Origin of the sequence: Deinococcus betulae (assembly GCF_020166395.1) — a bacterium.
Classification (GTDB): Bacteria; Deinococcota; Deinococci; order Deinococcales; family Deinococcaceae; genus Deinococcus; species Deinococcus betulae.
The window spans coordinates 18,261-36,679 of sequence record NZ_JAIQXU010000002.1 but is presented as its reverse complement, the minus strand read 5'-3'; the positions used below and the strand labels follow the sequence as shown (position 1 = coordinate 36,679).

General features: G+C 65.9%; 13 protein-coding genes. 10 read left to right on the top strand and 3 right to left on the bottom strand.

Going from position 1 to position 18,419, the window contains the following annotated elements:
• Positions 1–9 precede the first annotated feature (9 nt).
• The 4 genes from K7W42_RS02680 (at position 10) to K7W42_RS02665 (ending at position 3,432) form a co-directional block, all read left to right on the top strand.
• Complete coding sequence (locus K7W42_RS02680) at positions 10–591, top strand: TerD family protein (protein WP_157459635.1); 582 nt, start codon at positions 10–12, stop codon at positions 589–591.
• A gap of 80 nt (positions 592–671) precedes the next feature.
• Entirely contained in the window at positions 672–1,247 is a 576-nt protein-coding gene (locus tag K7W42_RS02675) for a TerD family protein (protein WP_157459636.1), read from the top strand.
• A gap of 77 nt (positions 1,248–1,324) precedes the next feature.
• Positions 1,325–2,386: a DUF475 domain-containing protein gene (locus K7W42_RS02670; RefSeq protein WP_224572017.1), complete on the top strand. Its 1,062-nt coding sequence runs from the start codon at positions 1,325–1,327 to the stop codon at positions 2,384–2,386.
• Between the two features lie 302 nt (positions 2,387–2,688).
• Positions 2,689–3,432, top strand: a complete 744-nt coding sequence (locus K7W42_RS02665) for a hypothetical protein (protein ID WP_224572016.1) — start codon at positions 2,689–2,691, stop codon at positions 3,430–3,432.
• Positions 3,433–3,512: 80 nt separating this feature from the next.
• On the opposite strand, the gene K7W42_RS02660 is transcribed toward K7W42_RS02665, so the two are convergent.
• The 3 genes from K7W42_RS02660 to K7W42_RS02645 all read right to left on the bottom strand — a co-directional run bounded on the left by K7W42_RS02660 (position 3,513) and on the right by K7W42_RS02645 (position 8,640).
• On the bottom strand, positions 3,513–3,884 hold the full coding sequence (locus tag K7W42_RS02660; RefSeq protein ID WP_224572015.1) for a hypothetical protein: 372 nt from the start codon (positions 3,882–3,884) through the stop codon (positions 3,513–3,515).
• A 261-nt stretch (positions 3,885–4,145) separates the two neighbouring features.
• Positions 4,146–5,528, bottom strand: a complete 1,383-nt coding sequence (locus tag K7W42_RS23170; protein WP_369411306.1) for an AIM24 family protein — start codon at positions 5,526–5,528, stop codon at positions 4,146–4,148.
• Between the two features lie 277 nt (positions 5,529–5,805).
• Positions 5,806–8,640 carry a sensor domain-containing protein gene (locus K7W42_RS02645; RefSeq protein WP_224572014.1) on the bottom strand — a complete coding sequence of 945 codons (2,835 nt, stop codon included), beginning with the start codon at positions 8,638–8,640 and terminating at the stop codon, positions 5,806–5,808.
• A 136-nt stretch (positions 8,641–8,776) separates the two neighbouring features.
• On the opposite strand from K7W42_RS02645, the gene K7W42_RS02640 reads away from it, so the two are divergent.
• The 6 genes from K7W42_RS02640 to K7W42_RS02615 all read left to right on the top strand — a co-directional run bounded on the left by K7W42_RS02640 (position 8,777) and on the right by K7W42_RS02615 (position 18,390).
• Positions 8,777–10,912: a hypothetical protein gene (locus K7W42_RS02640; protein WP_224572013.1), complete on the top strand. Its 2,136-nt coding sequence runs from the start codon at positions 8,777–8,779 to the stop codon at positions 10,910–10,912.
• A 490-nt stretch (positions 10,913–11,402) separates the two neighbouring features.
• Positions 11,403–12,233 carry a hypothetical protein gene (locus tag K7W42_RS02635; RefSeq protein ID WP_224572012.1) on the top strand — a complete coding sequence of 277 codons (831 nt, stop codon included), beginning with the start codon at positions 11,403–11,405 and terminating at the stop codon, positions 12,231–12,233.
• A gap of 136 nt (positions 12,234–12,369) precedes the next feature.
• Positions 12,370–12,576 (top strand): hypothetical protein, encoded by a 207-nt coding sequence (locus K7W42_RS02630; RefSeq protein ID WP_224572011.1) that lies wholly within the window; start codon positions 12,370–12,372, stop codon positions 12,574–12,576.
• Positions 12,577–12,667: 91 nt separating this feature from the next.
• Positions 12,668–14,218, top strand: a complete 1,551-nt coding sequence (locus K7W42_RS02625) for a glycosyl hydrolase family 18 protein (RefSeq protein ID WP_224572010.1) — start codon at positions 12,668–12,670, stop codon at positions 14,216–14,218.
• 104 nt (positions 14,219–14,322) lie between these two features.
• A complete protein-coding gene (locus tag K7W42_RS02620) occupies positions 14,323–15,294 on the top strand; it encodes a hypothetical protein (RefSeq protein WP_224572009.1) in 972 nt (323 codons plus the stop codon).
• Positions 15,295–15,333: 39 nt separating this feature from the next.
• A complete protein-coding gene (locus K7W42_RS02615) occupies positions 15,334–18,390 on the top strand; it encodes an ATP-binding protein (RefSeq protein ID WP_224572008.1) in 3,057 nt (1,018 codons plus the stop codon).
• Positions 18,391–18,419: the final 29 nt, after the last annotated feature.

Sequence of the window (18,419 nt, the reverse complement as noted above, 5' to 3'; positions counted from 1 at the left end):
AGACGCGATATGGCATTAAGTTTGAAAAAAGGCGAGCAAATCAGTCTGGCGAAGACCAGCGGCACCACCCTCACGGCGGTCCGAATGGGCGTGGGCTGGGAAGGCATCAAGAAAAAGGGCCTGCTGGGCTTCGGGGCGGGGCGCGAGGCGGTTGACCTCGATGCCAACGCCCTGATGTTTGACGCCTCGGGCACCCTGGTGGATCAGGTCTGGTTTCGCCAACTACAGAGCAAGGACGGCTCGGTGCGTCACAGCGGCGACAACCGCACCGGCGACGGCGCGGGCGACGATGAAACCATCACCATTCATCTCAACCGGCTGCCACAGAACGTGGTGACGGTCATTCTGAGCGTCAACAACTACAGCGGCCAGAGCTTTAACCGCATCGAGACGGCGTACTGCCGGCTGATCAACGAGCAGGGCGAAAAGGAACTGGCCCGCTACGAACTCGCCGGCCAGGGGGACCACAACGGCCTGATCATGGCCAGCCTGAAGCGTGAAGGCACGGACTGGACCTTCAAGGCCATCGGCGCGCCGGCTTCGGGGCGCACCTACCACGACAACCTGCCCGACATGCGCGCCCACCTGTAAGCGCCCAGCGGCCGAACTCTAGCCCCTGGTTGCTGCGCGCCCCAGTTCCCTTCGCCTCATTCCTGTCCCCGGAGGACCCCATGGCACTCTCCCTGTCGAAAGGCGGCAACATCTCGCTGAGTAAGGAAGCCCCGAACCTCACCCGCATTCTGGTTGGCCTGGGCTGGGACCCGCGCGTCAGTGACGGTCAGCAGTTTGACCTGGACGCCAGCGCCTTTTTGCTCAATGCCAGCGGCCGGGTGCGCGGCGACCACGATTTCATCTTCTACAACCAGCTGCGCAGTCAGGACGGCAGCGTGGAGCACACCGGCGACAACCGCACCGGGCAGGGCGAGGGCGACGACGAAACCATCAAGGTTGACCTGAGCCGCGTGCCGCAGGACATCAGCAAGATCGTTGTGGGCGTGACCATTGATGAGGCCGACGCCCGGCGCCAGAACTTTGGGCAGGTGGGCGGCGCCTTTATCCGCATTGTGGATGAGGCCACGGGCCGCGAGATCACCCGCTACGACCTGGGCGAGGACTTCAGCACCGAAACGGCAGTCGTCTTTGGTGAGGTCTACCGCCACAACAACGAGTGGAAGTTCCGCGCGGTGGGTCAGGGCTTTGCTGGCGGCCTGGGCCCGATGGCCCGCGGCTACGGCGTGAACGTCTAACCCTCTTTTCACCTGACTCTTCACGCCTCCCGGCGGCCCCTCCTGGGGACTGGGAGGCCCCTTTATCAAAGGACACCATGATCAACCGAGAATTTATTTTTGCCTTTGGCGTCACCTTCGTCTCTCTGATCCTGGCCTTCGTGTATGGCCTTCAGACCGGCGGTATCGGGACGGCCCTGAACTACCTGTTTATCGCGCTCGTGCTGGGCGTGATGGAAGTCAGCCTCAGCTTCGACAACGCGGTGGTCAACGCTTCGGTCCTCAAAAACATGACCAAGAAGTGGCAGGACCGCTTTCTGGTCTGGGGCATCCTGATTGCCGTGGTGGGGATGCGCCTTATTTTCCCCATCCTGATCGTGGCGCTGACCTCCGGCCTGGGCTTTGGTGAAGTGGCCAACCTGGCCCTGAATGATTCGGAACGCTACGCGGAATACCTGGAGCGCGCCGAGGTGGCCATCAGCGCCTTCGGCGGCGTCTTCCTGCTGCTGGTCGCCCTGAACTACCTGATCGACCCGGAAAAGGACGTGCACTGGCTGGGCGGTTTCGAGCGCCGTCTGGCGGGCATCGGCAAACTGGACACCATTCAGGTGGTTGTGACGGTCATCGCGCTGATGCTGGTCACGAAGTTCATGGTGGCGCCCGCAGAACAGACCACGGCCCTGATGGCCGGCCTGATTGGTCTGGCGCTGTACCTGGCCATGAACGCCATCGGCAACCTGTTCGATGCCGATGACATGGCCGCCAAGGCTGGTGCGGCGGGCCTGTCGGCCTTCCTGTACCTGGAAGTGCTGGACGCTAGCTTCTCGCTGGACGGCGTGATCGGCGCGTTCGCCATCACCAAGGTCGTCGTGATTATCGCGGCGGGTCTGGCCATCGGCGCGGTGTTCGTGCGTTCGCTGACGCTGTTTCTGGTTCACAAAGGCACGCTGGCCGAATACCGTTACCTGGAACACGGCGCCCACTACGGCATCCTGGCGCTGGCCATCATCATGCTGCTGAGCACCAACCGGAACCTGCATGTGCCGGAAGTGGTCACGGGTCTGATTGGCGTAGGCTTCATCGTCTGGTCTATCTTCTCGTCGCTGCGGGCCAACCGGCGCGACGCCCTTGAAAATGGTGGCCGACCTCAGGCCGACTGAGCCGCGCGCACTGCTATGCTGCCTCTGGAGGCCCCTGTGGCCCCAGAGGCTTTTTCTTGTGCCTGCGGAGGCCTGTCGAGACGTGAGGACGATGTTGTGGTGGAAAGGGTGACGGCCCTGCTGTTTCTTGGGGAGACTGCTTGGTGCTGGGCCGGCCCCAGCGGTCTTGGCGGTGCTCCTCGGTTAGCTCTGCAAAGCAGAAGCATCCTGAGGCGCCCTGATGGTCTGAGCCTGAACGTCGTCCTTGCAGGCTCGCTGCCCTGGTCAGTTCCCCTGAATCTCGTTTCCCTGGAAGCCATCCGATGACCCGGACCCTCGCGGCTGACCACCCTCTGCGCACGCGCGCCCTCAAACTGCTGCAACTCGCCCGCCGTGGGGTGGGCGGCGAGCGCAGCAATGCGGCCCGCCTGCTGCTGACCCATCTTCAGACCCACGACCTGACGCTATACGACATTGACCCTGGCCTGCCAGTCACGCAGGACCTGTCGGTGCTGGCCAGTATCCGGGAAGCGCAGCTGTATCTGGCAAAACTTGGTACTGATGAGCAGGACGAGGCGTTGGGTCACCTTGTCGACGATCCGTCTCTAACAGCCGCAGAAATCGCCCGGGTGGTCGAGGTTCTGGACCTGACCCTGCTGGCCCAGACCCGCGCCGCCACCTGGGCCCACCTGGACGGCGCTGATGAACAGGCGTACCTGGGGGCGGCGGCGCAGGTAACGCCTGCCGCGCTCTCTGACTTCGGGGGCAGCATCGCTGCGCGCACCCACGAGGCGGTGCGGCAAGCGCTGTGGCTGGCGACCCATCCACAGCGGCTCCTCAGGGTGCAGGGCGAGCTAGAGCAGCTGCTGGTGAGTGGGCTGCTGGCTGGCCTGGGCGCCCGGCGAATCCAGACCACCCCAGAAGGTGTGCAGGCCCACCTCAGCGGAGAGCAGCTGGCCCTCGTCCGGTCCATGATGGTGCATGACCTTGAACCCCTGAAATGTCAACTGCTGGAAGCTGGAAAGGTGCTGGCTGAACAACACGCCCGGCGGCGCGCGCCCAAATAAAGGAGCGGCCCAGCTTGGCTTGGCGGTGGGCGCCGATTCGGCGGCTGGGCGAGGGTGTTCTTGACGGCGAAAGGTAAAGATTAGGGGCGAGGGTCCTGTAAGTCTTGCTCGTAAGCTTCACGACTTCCAAAACCAAGAGTCTCTGCCTTCAAGAAATAGGGCGTTCGATCCAACAGTTCCTCCTCGTCATCTCCTTCAGGCAAAGGGAGATCCCAGATGGCGTCCAACATCCAATCAAGCCATCTTGGCTCTGGTGGAAACTGCCGAAAATATTCGATTCGTGCCGCTTCGTCCAGTGCTTGGCTTCTCCACCACGGCCACCACACCATGATGAACTCTTCTCCGCCACCCATCCGCCAGCACATGCTGTAAAGATGCTCATTCGGAAACACTACCCATGGCGGCGGGACTGTGCCGTACTGCCCTTCGAGTGTCTCAATCCTCGTGACCATCCAAGGCTCCATACCTTGATGGTTGCATGCCAACTGTCTATATCTCTTTGCCTACACGCCATAGCCCAGGCCCAGTTCATTCCTTCTGCTCGCCCATGAAGCGCCAGCAGTGAACTTAAAAAGAGAGGAGACGCTGGCTAAACTGCAAGGCGAACCCCAGAGCCCCTCAATGAGGTCACTCTGGGGTTGCTGCGCGGCTCTGTCGAAAAGCCGGAGAGCCTGTAACAAACGGCAGACGACCGCTGTCGGCCCTCATCGCCGCTAATGGTTCGGGAGGTGTTCCATCGCGGCCGCCTCTTCGTAAGGCTGCACAACCACAAAGCCGTTGCCCTGAAAAGCCATCTGAAGGGTTTCGCCGCCGCCACGCCCAAACATTGACCGCAAGTCCTGACTGACGCGCAGGTCGGGCCGCAGGTGGTCGCTCCAGGCAATGGTGGCGTTGGGGTCGGTGAACACCGGTTCCTGGGGCGTGACGCGCAGGGTCAGTGGCTGCCCGTGGCTCAGGATGGCGACCAGACCGTTGCCGCGCACCTGCACACTAAAGAGGCCCCCCGCCACCATTCCCGCCATAGAGCGCTGCATGGTGATCTCGTGGGTCACGGTGTCTTCAAACGCCAGCAGGCTCTTGCCGTTGATGTTCAGGGTATCGCCCTGGAGCCGAATGATGGAGATTTCCTTGCCCTGATCGGCGAGGTAGCACACCCCCTGTCCCTGGATGCTGACCAGCGGCCCCATCTCGCCGCTGCCCATCCGCATGGCGGCGCCCAGCAGCGCGCCCATGCGGTTCCCCCCCGAGCGCATGCCGCCCATCAGGTCACTGAGGGTGCTGGCCCGCTGAAAGTCGAGGCGGCCTTTGTAGGCAATCATTGCCCCAAGTTTGCTCCAGACCCGCCCGTTGACCTTGACCTCCAGCATCTTGCTCGACTCCAGCTCGAACACGTCGCCGGGCCGGTCCTGCTCCGCACTGCTCCGCAGAAAGTCCGAGATGCTGGTGCCCAGGCCCCCCGCCCCACTGGACCCGCCTGACGCGGGCGGCGGCGCTGGGGGAGGGACAGGCGCCGGGTCGGTCCAGGCTGGCGCCGGGGCGGGTGCTGGCACCGAGGGGGCTGGGGGCTGGGGGCTCTGATTCTCCACCGCCTGACCGCCAAAGTAGGTCAGGAGTGAATCCAGGCCGCCCTGAAATCCCTGCGCGACGCTGCCCAGCCGCCACTCTCCAGCGTGCCGGTAGAGTTCAGCAATCATCAGGGCTCGCTCGGCGGTAAAGAGGGTGCCGTTCAGGGGAATGACGGCCTGTTCGCTGCCCTGGGCCGTCTGAACGCTCAAGCGCAGCTGGCCCAGCTGGCTCATGGGCCGCTGGTCATGCGAAATCACGAACACCAGCCGCTCAATGCTGGCCGGCAGCGCCGAGAGGTCAAGGTCGAAGGTGGCGCGGCCGCCCTCAAGGTTCAGCGTGACCTCGCGCCCAGGACTCTGAAGCTGGTTATAAAAGATGAAATACCGGTCGTCGCGGAGCTTCCGTTCGCGGTCCAGACCGAAGAGGCTAACATCGGCCTGGGCCAGGTCGTGCGTGACCTGAATGCGCAAGCGCGAGTCGGGGAAGAAGTCGGACAGCCTGCGTTTCTCGCCGGGTTGAAGTTGCGTCATGGGGCACCTCGCGGGAAGGAACAGGGCCATCGGGTGCCCTGCCGAACGAATGAACTTCAGACCAGTCTAGCTGTCCTGCGGGTGTTCTCAGCACCACGGCCCTGGTCAGCCGCTGGGGTGTTGGCCTGAAGAGGCGCAGCTGATGCGGGCGTCAGGCATGACCCACCGGGCTTGCCCAGGTCGTGACTCCTCAGCTGCATACCTGAACTACCGTTCCGGGCTTGAGCTGAGAAAGTCATCTGGGACGACGTTTATGCCTGACGAGAGGGGAGACAGCTCAAGCCTCTTCCCACGAGTCGCCTCCTCTGTGCCACTCCTGGACCCAGGCCAGCAGCTCTGGCGCCGCCATGGGCCGACCAAACAGATATCCCTGCATGGCCGCGCAGCCCAGATTCAGCAGGCAGCGCGCCTGTTCCGTGGTTTCCACGCCCTCGGCGATCACGCCCAGATTCAGGCTGCGGCCCAGCGCAATCACGGCTTCGACCACTGCCGAGGCCTGTGGATCGTCCGGCACCGTTTTCAGAAAGGACCGGTCTATCTTCAGGGTCTGCACCGGAAAGTTTTGCAGGTAGCTCAGGCTGGAATAGCCTGTGCCGAAATCGTCAATCGAGACACACACCTCCAGGGCCTGCAGCGCCCGCAAGGTCTGCTGCACGCGGGCGATATCGGTGATGAGCATGCTTTCGGTCAATTCCAGTTCCAGCAGCCGGGGGGACAGGCCCGTGTTGCGCAGGCACCGCTCGACCATGTCCACAAACCCAGGGTCCGTAAACTGAACCGCTGAGATATTGACCGAAACGGCGAGTTCTTCGCCCGAAGCCTGCGCCCAGGCGCGGCTCTGCTGACAGGCTGTTTCTAGCACCCAGGCGCCCAGCGGCACAATCAGGCCGCTGGCCTCGGCGAGCGGAATGAATTCCAGAGGCGAGATGGGCCGGCCATCCGGGCGCGTCCAGCGCAGCAGCGCTTCGACGCCCAGCACCTGCCTCGTCCAGAGGTTCACTTTGGGCTGATACACCAGACTGAACTGACGCTGGTCCAGGGCGCGGCGCAACTCCGCCTGAAGAAGTTGACGGGCCAGACTGGCCTCATGAATGGACCGGGAAAAGAAGCGGTGGCGGCCCCGGCCCTCATCCTTGGCGCGGTACATCGCGGCGTCGGCATGTTGCAGGAGGGTGTCGGTGTCCTCGCCGTCTTCTGGATAGAGGGCGACGCCAATGCTGAATGAGGTGTCAACCCGGTGGCCGGCCAGGTGATAGGGCGCGCTGATGACCTCCATCAATTTGCCGAGTACCGTTTCAACATCCGCCGTTTCCCGGATGTCGGGCAGCATCACGATAAATTCGTCGCCGCCCTGCCGGCTGACCGTATCTGACGCCCGCAGCGCCGCGCGCAGGCGTCCGGCAATGGACTGCAGCAGCTCATCGCCGACATGGTGACCCAGAGAATCGTTCACGTTCTTGAAGTGGTCCATATCGAGAAACAGCACGGCAAACCGCCCACCCTGCCGCCGGGCGCGTTCTATGGCCTGCGACACCCGGTCGCGCAGCAGCAGCCGGTTGGGCAGGTCGGTCAGCGAGTCGTGCTGGGCCAGGTGGCTCATGTGCCGGGCCATCGCGCGGGTGTCTGAAACGTCGTGAAACACCAGGACGGCGCCCAGCAGCTGGCCGGCCTCATTCAGAATCGGCGCCGCTGAATCCTCGACGCTGTACATCTGGCCGCTGCGGCTGCGCAGGTTGGTGTTCCGGGCCAGGCTGAGTGTCTGGTGGTCGCGCAGCACCTGGCGCAGCGGATTGGGCACCGCCGTGAGCGTGTCTTCTTCCAGCAGCGTCATGACCTCTTCGACGGGCCGGCTGTGGGCCTCGGCCAGGGTCCAGCCGGTCAGGCGCTCGGCGGGGGCATTCAGAAACGTGACCTGGCCCTGGGGATCTGTGGTGACCACGCCGTCGCCGATAGAAGCCAGGGTGACCCTGGCCAGTTCCTTCTGTTCCAGCAGCGCCTGCTCGGCGGCCTTGCGGGCCGTGATGTCCATCCCCAGGGCAATGAAACCGCGCACTTCCTCGCCTGACCCGTCAGGGACCAGCGACAGTTCGATGGTGCGGCGGCGGCCGCTGACATCGACGAGTGTGCCTTCAAACCGCTGCGGGTCGCCGCCCAGGGCCAACTGCATCAGCGGCAGGTTGAGCGCGTAGATCTCTGGGCTCATCAGTTCCTGAATATGCCGCCCGCGCATCTCGGCCGGGTCGAAGCCGTACCAGTCGGTGTAGGTCGGGTTGGCAAAGCGGTTTCGCAACTCCCGGTCCCAGTACCCGATCAGGGCCGGCAGATTGGTCATGACCATCTGGAGGTCCTGGGTCACGCGAACTCGCTCGGTCACGTCGGTCTGGGTGCCGGTAACCCGTTCGGGGCGGCCCTGGGCGTCGCGGGTGGTGACCCGGCCGCGCAGCTGAAACCAGCGCCACTCGCCGCCCGTCTGCCGCGCCCGGTACTCGGTATTCAGGGGCGCGCCGCTGTCCAGATGGGCCCTGTAGGCCGCGAGGAGCCCAGGTAGGTCGCCGGGATGCACGCGGACCAGCCAGGCGTCCAGGGTCGCCGGCGCCTGTTCGCTGGGGCCCAGCATCCGCCCAAATCGTTCAGATACGAACAGTTCGCCTGTCTGGGGCCGCCAGTCCCAGACGCCGTCCTCGGTGGCTTCCAGGGCCAGCTGCAGGCGCTCGTTCAGGGCGTGAAGCTGCGTCTCACCCTTGACCTGAGCGTCAATATCCTGAATCTGTGACACGAAGAAAGCGGGCGCGCCGTCCTCGTTCAGAATCAGGGAGACATTGAGCTGGGTCCAGACCAGGGTGCCGTCCTGGCGCCAGTAGCGCTTGCGCAGCTCGTACTGGTCAATCTCGCCGGCCAGCATCTGCCCCAGCAGCTGCAAATCGCTGTTCAGGTCATCGGGGAAGGTGATGTCCTGAAAGGTCAGGTTCAGCAGGTCTTCGGCCGTATACCCCAGCATGCGGCACAGCGCCTCGTTGACCGTCATGAACTGGCCACCGGGCGACACCAGCGCCATGCCAATCGGCGACCGCCGGAACATGGCCGCGAACAGCTGCGCCTCCTGCTCAGGCACAGGCGCACCGGCCGGCAGGTGAGCTGAAAGGGGCCATATGAGGATTGTAAGCCGCTCACGGCGCCGCCGGGCCTGCGGCCTCCCTGTCACTGGGGTGTCATCCCCAGCTGATTAGCGTCGTGGCCGAGGTAGACCTATGTTCCATCAGCCTGTTCGCCGGATTTCTTTTCTGACCCTCTTGCTGCTGTCGGCCTGCTCAGCGCCATCTGCGCCCGCTGGCCCGCCCACGCCTGCCCCAGGCACGCCCCCCACAGGGCCAGTCGCCACGCCAGATGAACTGGCAGCGCTCGACCGCCGGGCCGCCGCCCTGGCCCTGCGCGCCGCCAGCGGTGACCCGGCGGCGCTGCGCGACGCCCTGGCCGAAGCGGGCATTGCCGTGCGCCGCCTGAACGGCGAGGTGGTGCGGCCCGCCGCGCAACCGGCGCTGGGTCTGGCCCTGGCGGCCGACGACCCCGAAGCGCTGGCCCACCTTCAGGGCCAGGGCGGGGCCATCACGCTGGGCGACCTGGCGCAAACCCTTCAGACCGTCTGGCCCCAGGCGGACCCAGCGCGGCTCCCGGCGCTCATTCAGGCCGATCTGCGGGCGGGGGTGGGCAGTGCGGTGCCGACCGTGCGCTTCTGGTCGCGCTTCGTGGTGGCCCTGGGTGGCCCGGCGAACGACCTGCTGACCAGCCAGACCCCGCAGCAGGTCCCCCTGAACGCGGCGCAGCAAAGCCTGCTGCTGCTGCGCCTGTCGGGGGGGCTGGCGCGTCTGGCCCAGAGCCGGGGCGTCACGGTGCCCACGCAGCCCCCCGCCCTGCTGCGCGCCCAGGACGCCGCCCCGCCCTGCACCTTCGGCGGCACGGAAGGCACCATCATGGACGGCGCCGCCAGCGTCATCACCACCGGGGTCGGTGAGCTGCTGGGCTACCTGGACTCGGTGAGCGCCACGCCGGGCGAAAGTCCGGTGGACGCCGCCGCTGGGCTGCTGGGCAACGCGAATCTCCTGCTCAGCTACCTGAAGTTCACGCTGACGTTTGCGAGTTTCCAGCTGGACCTGACCACCGATACTGACACCCTTCAGCGCACCCAGAGCACGGTCCACGACGGCGACGGTGTGGTGACGGCGCGCGCCAAGGTCTGGTATGACCTGAGCGCCAACTGGCAGTACGCCAACTGTTTTCGCCTGGCCTTTAACGTGGCCGGGCTGGACTTCAGCGCGCCCAACGCCGGCGCGGTCGAGGGCGCTGACCTGCGCTGGCGCGTGTTTGCGGCGCAGGGGAGCGGCTCCTACGCCGACCAGCACACCAGCGTCGTCGCCGCGCGCCCCGGCGAGGAAGTGATGCACGACAAGACCGATGCGGCGGGCGTGGCCGAACTGCACTTCGAGGGCCTGCGGCAGAAAGAGGACCTGGGCGACGCGCCCAAGGCGGTCGAGAAGACGGGCGAGGTCTCCGTGCAGGCCACCATCAAGAGTGCGGCCCTGGCTGCTGATCTGGTGGACGCCCTGGGCACGGGGCTGGGCGGCCTTGGCGGGCTGGTGGGCATGCCCGCCGAACTGCTGTACCGCATGTGGCCCATCTCCTCAACCCTGCCGCTCAAGGTGCGGGACTGGGCGCCGGCCTGTTCGGACGTGCAGGGCGACACCTGCTGGACCGGCAAGGTCACGGTTCAGGACCGCCGCAAGGAAGAGACGGTGCTGCTGGACCCCACCAAGAAACCGGCCGGCACCGATCTGGAAACCGCCGACGCGGTGGCCGTCTACACCATCACGGGCGGCAGCGGCATCAGCGAACACAGCCACAATGCCGCCCTGGACGCGCAGGCAACCTTCAAGAGCGACTACGCCCACCACATCAACTATGACGCGGCCTATGCCGTGGAATGCGCCAATGGCAGCCAGCGCACCAACATTCAGAAAAATACGTCCAAGGAGGATTCCAGCGCCCAAGTGGCCGGCGACGACCGGCTGGGCCTGACGCTTGAACCGGGCGGGAGCTACACCCTGAACCTCTCGTACATGTACGGCGCCAAGACCCGGGCGGTGCCCGGGCAGATCAAGACCACCACCTATTTCAAGGGCGGCTGCAACCCTTACGGCGACCGCAGCGATGCCCGCGACGTGCCCAACGAGCGCACCCACAGCTGGGGCGGCTTCAAGGTGACTGGCCAGGCGAGTACCCAAAACGGCGTGACCACCCTGACCGGCCAGCAGACTTTCACGCTGCGGGTGGACGGCCTGCCCACCACGCGCACCGTCACCTGGACGATTCACCGCATCGAAGCGCCATAACGGCCAGCCCGAGGGGCGGCACAGGCCCGCTGAATAACTCGACAAAGAGGGCCTGAGGCGCCATTACTCAGGCCCTCCGCGCTGTTTGGGAGCAGCTCTGGAGAGTCTGGGCGGCAGGGGAGGGGCGAACGAGCCTGCTTAGGTGGCCGATCTCAGAGGGAGCCCATTCACTTCTGGATTGCAGGCCAGTAGGTAGTTGGTTCACGAGGCATGCCCGCGAGAGGCAGAGCCTTGCCTGCCCCAAGCCGCTTGAGGAGGACAGCCTAAGCGGCTCTGAGGCTCTGCTCTTAACACGTCACCTGGCCCCCTCTACCTCGTGTGCAGCGGCGCTAAGGAGCTTTCTAGCCGCCATGCCGAACCTCGTCTGCACTCTCTTTCCCGGTGCTCCCGTCTCTCCGTTCTGACCCTGTCACCCCCTGTCACCCAGCTGTCACTCTGATCTTCCTAAGGTGATGGCAACGGTCGAAGCGACCAAGTCAAGGAGCCTACCATGAACACCAAAACCAACCTCTGCTTCTCCCTTCTGTTCGCCCTCGCCTCCACCTCGGCCCACGCAGCCACCGTTCCGGCCGCCCTGCAAGGCCAATGGGAATACGGCTACGTGTCGCCCATCGAGTACTACGACCCCAGCACCGGCAAGTACGCCGAGGGCAGCGGCACCAGCGAAATTATCCGCATCAAGGCGGACGGCAGCTACGAGCGGAACGGCATCATCGTGGTGTCTACCTACGGCTGCACGTCCAAGCTGCTGACCACCAGTAAGGGCAAGGTCACCCTGAAGGGCAACATTCTGACCTTCACGCCGACCACAGCCCACAACAAGGGCTACAACTGCTCGCCCAGCAAGGTGTACGAGAACCACAAGCTGACCCCGTCGGTCTTTACCTGGAAAATTAACGGCGAGACGCTCTCTCTGGGCGACCCCAAGGGGGAGGCCAGAGACAGCCTCTACAACCGGCCACGCCTGCTGGGTGGCACGGCCGCCGACCAGAAGGTGCGGCGCGTAACGGGCCTGCTGAGCGCGCCTCAGGGCCACAGCCTCAAGGGCGCCATGGTGATTGCCTGCCGCGTGGACCTAGGCTGCGCCGATGAAGGCAGCATCCGCTTCGTGACCCTCTCGGGCACAGGCCACCAGCAGAGTTTCAGCATTGATGGTCTGGAGGCCACCCCCTACGAGCTGCTGGCCTGGGAAGACACCAACGGCAATGGCGAGCCGGATGAAGGGGACTGGGTGGACGCCGCCTCGGCCAAAGGACAGACCGGCATCACCCTGACGCCGCCCATGACCAACGTCTCGCTGAAGTTAGAGCTGTGGCGCTAGAGCAGTTCTCCGAATTCCGCCGTCTGGAGAAGAGCACCCCAGACGGCTCCATTCTCCGTCCTGCTCTGCGAAATTCACTCGCTCCACTCGGTCAAAAAGATGTCATCTTTTTGACAAATGCTCTAGGACGCCGGCCGTGAATGACCTCACCGCCGAGGCCTCAGGCGGCGCCAGCTACCGCCTGTCGGTCTGGCCCGCCGGGCCGGAACACCGGCTCTGGCGCGCCCGCATCGAGTGTATGAACGGCACCCACCACGAGTTTCAGGAACCCGACGACGCCCTGCTGTTTCTGTATCACCGCCTGATTCGGCCTGGGACAGAGTCCGTCTGTTCTGAGTTGTAAACGGAACAGAACTGAGTTGCACACTCCACGCTCGAACCCCGTCCTGCTCCTTCTAAGCTCCCTGTTTCCCTGTCTTCTACCGGAGGTTGAGATGTTACGTTTTCCCCTGGGTCTGGCTCCTCTGCTGCTGCTGTCTCTCGTCGCCTGCGCTGCCCCCAGCAGCCCAGCTGCCACTCCGAAAGTGGCGGCGCAGGCCACCGCCGCCACGGCCACTGTCGCCTACAGCGTTTCTAGCGACTGGAAGACGGGCTTTACCGGCAGCGTTACCATCACCAATACCGGCCCCGCCATCAAAGGCTGGACGCTGGAATGGACCTTTCCGGGTGCACAGGTCATCACCAATTCCTGGAACGGTGTCCTGACGCAGACCGGCGCGCAGGTCAAGGTCACGAACGCCAGCTATAACGCGGCCATCCCCACCGGGGGCCAGGTGACATTCGGCTTCACCGCGAAATATCCAGCGGGTACGGCCAATCTGGCTCCTGGCACTCTGACGTTCAGTGGCGCGGCCACCTCGACCCCGGCGCCCACGCCGCCCACCCCCGTTCCGCCTGGTCCTGTCCCGCCCACCCCCGTGCCGCCGACCACCGGCCAGCCCTGGGTGATGGGCTATTACGTGGGCTACCTGCGCGACCGCTATCCCCTGGACGCGGTGAAGTGGGACGCCCTGACCCATCTGGTGGTGGGCCGCGCTGTGCCCAATGCCGACGGCACCGTCAACACCCGCTTTGACATTGACAGCGTGGCTGGCCCGCAGTGGGCCAAAGGCGTCGTGGCCCGGACCCACCGGGAAGGCAAGAAGGCCATTCTGATGCTGGGCGGCGCGGGCGCTTACGCCGCGTTCGTGGGGGCTGCGTCGGACGCCAACCGCGCCCGGTTTGTGACCAATCTGCTTCAGGTGGTGCGGGACTACGGCTTTGACGGCATTGACCTCGACTGGGAACCCATCAAGGCCAAGGACGCCGCCCCCCTGAAAGCGCTGGCCGCCGAGTTGAAGGCTGGTCAGCCGGGGCTGATCCTCACGCTGCCAGTGGCCTGGGTCAATGCCAATTTTCCGGGGGATGCCAGGCTGATTTCGGCGGACCTGACTGCCCAGTTTGACCGCGTCAACATCATGAGCTACGCCATGAACGGGGTCTGGGGCGGCTGGCAGTCCTGGCATTCGGGCGCCCTGACTGGCGCGGCCCCCACCACCCCCAGCAGTCTGGAGTCCAGCGTGAAGGCTTACCTGGCGGCGGGGGTGCCGGCGGGCAAGCTGGGCGCCGGAATCGGATTTTTTGGCAGCTGCTACAGCGGCGTCACGGGTCCCCGCCAGAGTGCGGCGAGCATGACGCTGGTGGCCGACGACAACGCCATGAGCTACGCCAACATCGTCACGCAGTACCAGGGCCAGATGACGGCGCACTGGGACAGCGCGGCCGGGGTGCCTTACCTGAGTGCCGCTTCGCCCACTGGACCCAGGGGCTGCACCTTCGTTTCCTACGAAGACCCGCAGAGCATCGCCCTCAAGGGCCAGTACGTGCGTGAACAGGGTCTGGGCGGCGCCATCATCTGGAACATCAACGAGGGGTATATCCCCAGCAATCCCGCCGGCCAGCGCGACCCCCTGATGGACGCCGTGAAACAGGCGTTCCTGCGCTGAGCTTTCGCCGCTTGTTTCATGGGGTTTAGGGAGGTCTGTGTTTCTCCCTGACCCCCGGCCCTCTCTGGCCCGCCGCACGGTGGGCGCCTCCCAAGGACTGATTTATGCTTCGTCATTCTGCTTTCCTGTTCCTTTCCATCTTTTCTCTGACTTCCGCTACGCTGGCGGCGGCCCCGGCGGCCCTCACGGGCGAATGGCTGATCGGCACCGCTTACCCGGCCAATATCTATGACAAGGACGCCGAGGGCGCGCAGTCCTCGTCTACCCGCCTCCTGCTGCGCCCGGACGGCACCTATGCGCTGACCGACCTGCAACTGAGCTACATTCCCGGCTATTTCGGCAGCTACCTCGTGACCTGCGAGACGCTCAATGTCTTCACCGAGAGCGGCAAATACCAGGTGACGGGCAACAAACTCAGTTTTCAGCCGGGCGCTGCCCAGAAACGTATCGGCGTCTCGCCGGGCCGCCTCAATGCAGGCTGCAAGCGGTTTGAAGGCACGCGCGAAACGGTCAAGCAGGCCCCCTACCAGGGCACCTTTACCCTAGCGGGCGGCACGCTGACCCTGAACGCCCGCAGTGTCCGGCAGGCCTACAGCCGCCGCCCGGCTGAGACGGCCAAACCGGCCGCTCCGGTGCTGCCAGCGCCCTCCATCAGCTCAGTTCGGCCTGCGGTAACTCCGGCCTCGCCCGCAGCGCTCATCACCCCGGCGCCCTGGACAGCCACTGGCACCTGGGCGGCCCGTTTTGACACCCCCAACGGCCCGGTCGAGATGCGCTTTTCGGTCTATGACGACGGCGAGGGCGGCCTGAGTGGCAGCGGCACCGGTGACGACGACCTGCGTGGCTGGCTTCTGGGCAGCTCGGCAGGGCAGTTTAAGATCGGGCTGAGCAGCGGCGACGACGAGTTGAACCTGGAGCTCAGCGGCCGGTTCTCAGGTGACCGCTACGAGGGCACCTTCCAGGCCTCGGCTCCAGATGGGGAAGCGCTGCTCGGGGGCCGCCTGACTATGCTCCGGGACACCTCCACGTCGCCGTCCTCGACCTCCAGCGGCCCCGTGACCCCGCCCCGGCGCTGAGCCCTGCGCGCGCGGCGGCCCTCTGCTAGTCTGCGGAGGATGCCGCAGGAGGCGCACTGGACGCTGACACTCTGGGGTCCCCCCAGCCTGATTGACCCGCAAGGTCAGCGGCGCCGCTGCGAGGGCAAGCCGCTGGCCCTGTTGGTGTATCTGGCCTTGGAAGGCCGCGCTACCCGGCTGCGGGCCGCCGACCTGCTGTGGCCAGAAGCAGGCCAGGCCGGGCGCAACAATCTGGTCATCATGCTGCGGCGCATGGGGCAGAGCTACGGTGCCCCGCTGCTGACCACCGAGCAGGTGCTGACTCTGGCCAGTGCCGTTCGTGTTCAGGCGCTGGATGAGGGCGGGGCGGGCCAAGCCCTCCCCCTGGACGGCCTCCAGTATCCAGAGTTAGAAGAGTTTGACGCCTGGCTGCGCGAGCAGCGGGTGCGTTTGCGGGCCGAAGGGGCATGGGCGGCGCGGGCGGCGGCGCGGCCCCTGGAGGCGCAGGGCAGGGGAGAAGAAGCCCTGCCGCTGCTTCAGCGGGCCGCCTTCCTTCAGCCCCTGTCGGACGAGACGACCCGCGCCTTAATGCGCGCGCAGTACCTGGCTGGTGACCCGGCGGCGGCCCTGGCCACTTTTGGCCAGTTTCGCCAGAGCCTGCGCGGCGCTCTGCACACCGACCCCATGCCTCAGACGCAGGCGCTGGCCCAGGAGATTGAATGGAGCCGCCCGCGCGTTCCTGGGCCCCAGGGCCCCCCGGCAGCCCCAGACCTGGCCAGCGGCGCAGCGCAATTGGTCGGGCGGGATGACGTGCTGGAGGCGATCACCCAGGCGAGGCAGGCTGACCAGGTGGTGGTCCTGACCGGCGAGGCGGGCATCGGCAAGACGAGTGTGGCCCAGGCGTCGGCGGCCAGGCACGGCGCCGCCCTGACCCTGAGGGGCCACCCGAGCGACGCCCCTATTCCCTATGCGTCGGTTACGCGGGGGCTGCGTCTGCTGTTAGAAGCGCAGCCGGAGCTTCACCAGCAGGTCCTGACCCGGCCAGTGCTGGGGCTGCTGCTGCCAGAGCGGCTGGAGGCTGTCCTCCCTGAGGGGGACGCGCGCCCGGCGCTGCACGCCGCCCTGGCCCAGCTGTACCAGCTGGCGGCGGCGCAGGTTCAGACCCTGATGCTCGATGATGTGCAGCTGATGGACCCGGCGTCGTTGGATCTGTGCCTGTCGTGGCTGGACGCGCCGGCCTTCCCCACTGCAGTGACCGTCTGTTACCGGACCGGCGCCCTGCCGTCAGCAGCCAGTGGGCTGCTCGACGACCTTGTGCGGCGGGGCCAGGCCACGCAGCTGAGGCTGGCGCCGCTGACGACCGAGGCCGTGGGCGCTCTGCTGCGCGCGCTGGGCGGCCCCGAGCTGGAGGCCCACGCGCCGGGACTGAGCCACTTCAGCGGGGGCAATCCGCTGTACCTGCAAGAAACGGTGCGGCATTTGCTCACCCCAGAAGGCACGCTGGATCTGGGCCGCCTGCCCCGGACGGGCCGCGCCGAGCAGCTTCTCATCGGCCGCCTGGAACAGCTGTCGCCTGTCGAGGTGCAGCTGGCCAGGGCTGCCAGTGTGGTGGCCCACGACCTGCGCCCCGAGTTGCTCGCCACCATGCTGGGGGTGTCCCCAGCCGAGCTGGAATCGGCCTGGCAGGCGCTGGGGCAGGCGGGTGTGCTTGTGGGTGGCCAGTTCACCCACGACCTTCTCCGGGAAACCCTGGGCGCGCAGATGCCGCCGCCCCTGCGGTCGCTGCTACACCGGGCGGCGGCCCGCGCTCTGGCTGAGGCCGCTGCCCCGCCCGCCCAGGTGGCCCTGCACTGGGAAGCGGGAAGTCGGCCCGAAGAGGCGGCCAGTGCCCTCCGGCAAGCCGGTGCAGCGGCGCAGAGCAGCGGCCTGTACCGCGAAGCCGGCCGTTTTTTTGGGCGAGCCGCCGACCTGCTGGAGGCTGGCCCGCACTCAGAGGTTGCCTTTGAGGTCCGTATTGAACAACTGGAGGCCCTCTTTATCCTCGAAGATCAGGTGCCAGCCTGGCAGGGTGCTGTGGCTGCATTGGAGCGCCTAGCCCTGACCCCAGCGCAGCAGGCCTGCGCCGCTCTGCACCGGGCCCGCCTCCACTTCGCCCTTCAGGAGTTTGAGGCGCAGGTGCAGTGTGCGCAGCGTGGTCTGGTACTGGCCCGCCAGGCCCAGGCGACAGAGACGGAAGTCGCCCTGCTGGAAATCCTGGCGGGTTACGCCCTGCAACACGACTACCGGGCCTCGCCCCCTCTGCTGGAGGAACTGGAAGCCCTGGCCGCCCGGCTGGGCCGCCTGGAGATTCAGGCCCGCGCGTTAGAGGGGCTGGGTTTTGCTCTCCTGATGATTGATCCCCGGCGCGCCGGCCCTGTGCTGAACACCGCAGAGCAGCGGCACCTGGACGTCTCGGCTCCGCCCTTTGCCGCATCAGTCTGTGCCAAATGGTCGCGCGCGGCCTACCGTCTGGGCGATTTTGAGGCCTCGCTGGCCCACAACCTGCGCGCCCGCCAGCACCTGGGGACGACCGAAGGCTTTCGGGTGGTCGCGCTCATCAACGCCTACGGTGAGGCCCTGACCCGCTGGGCTCTGGGTGACCTGGAGGGTGTGAGGCAGTTGCTCGGCCAGCACCAGCATCAGGCGGCCGAGACACCGACTGAGCAGGGCTGGCTCAGTGCGCTTCATCTGGTGCAGCTCTGGCTGGAGGTGGCCCAGGGAACAGGTGAGCCCGACCTCCTGGCGGCGCAGGTTCAGGCGCTCCCCGACCTGCCCCCCCCTCTGAGGGTTGAGCAGCAGGCGCTGCTGGCGGCTCTTCTGGGCTGCATGGGCCAGAGAGAAGCGGCTCAGGGTCAGCTGGACGACCTGCTCGCCCACGTGCAGCGCCTGGGCGACGTGTACTTGCTGTGGCGTACTCAGATGCAACGCGCGGCCCTCACCGGGGACCGCGCAGTTCTGAGCGCGCTCGGTGATTCGGCGGCGCGGCGTGGGCTGTGCGGCCTGTCAGCGGCTCTGAGGCCCACTCCTCTGACGCGGCCCGACCCCATGCTGGCCGTCATGCTCAGGGTGTGTAGTTAAGCCGGCTTAGTCTGTCCCTGCCGGATTAC

Bases quoted from the DNA above. Each gene is read 5' to 3' on its own strand.
- K7W42_RS02680 (WP_157459635.1), top strand. From the start codon at position 10: ATGGCATTAAGTTTGAAAAAAGGCGAGCAAATCAGTCTGGCGAAGACC.
- K7W42_RS02675 (WP_157459636.1), top strand. From the start codon at position 672: ATGGCACTCTCCCTGTCGAAAGGCGGCAACATCTCGCTGAGTAAGGAA.
- K7W42_RS02670 (WP_224572017.1), top strand. From the start codon at position 1,325: ATGATCAACCGAGAATTTATTTTTGCCTTTGGCGTCACCTTCGTCTCT.
- K7W42_RS02665 (WP_224572016.1), top strand. From the start codon at position 2,689: ATGACCCGGACCCTCGCGGCTGACCACCCTCTGCGCACGCGCGCCCTC.
- K7W42_RS02660 (WP_224572015.1), bottom strand. From the start codon at position 3,884: ATGGTCACGAGGATTGAGACACTCGAAGGGCAGTACGGCACAGTCCCG.
- K7W42_RS23170 (WP_369411306.1), bottom strand. From the start codon at position 5,528: ATGACGCAACTTCAACCCGGCGAGAAACGCAGGCTGTCCGACTTCTTC.
- K7W42_RS02640 (WP_224572013.1), top strand. From the start codon at position 8,777: ATGTTCCATCAGCCTGTTCGCCGGATTTCTTTTCTGACCCTCTTGCTG.
- K7W42_RS02635 (WP_224572012.1), top strand. From the start codon at position 11,403: ATGAACACCAAAACCAACCTCTGCTTCTCCCTTCTGTTCGCCCTCGCC.
- K7W42_RS02625 (WP_224572010.1), top strand. From the start codon at position 12,668: ATGTTACGTTTTCCCCTGGGTCTGGCTCCTCTGCTGCTGCTGTCTCTC.
- K7W42_RS02620 (WP_224572009.1), top strand. From the start codon at position 14,323: ATGCTTCGTCATTCTGCTTTCCTGTTCCTTTCCATCTTTTCTCTGACT.
- K7W42_RS02615 (WP_224572008.1), top strand. From the start codon at position 15,334: ATGCCGCAGGAGGCGCACTGGACGCTGACACTCTGGGGTCCCCCCAGC.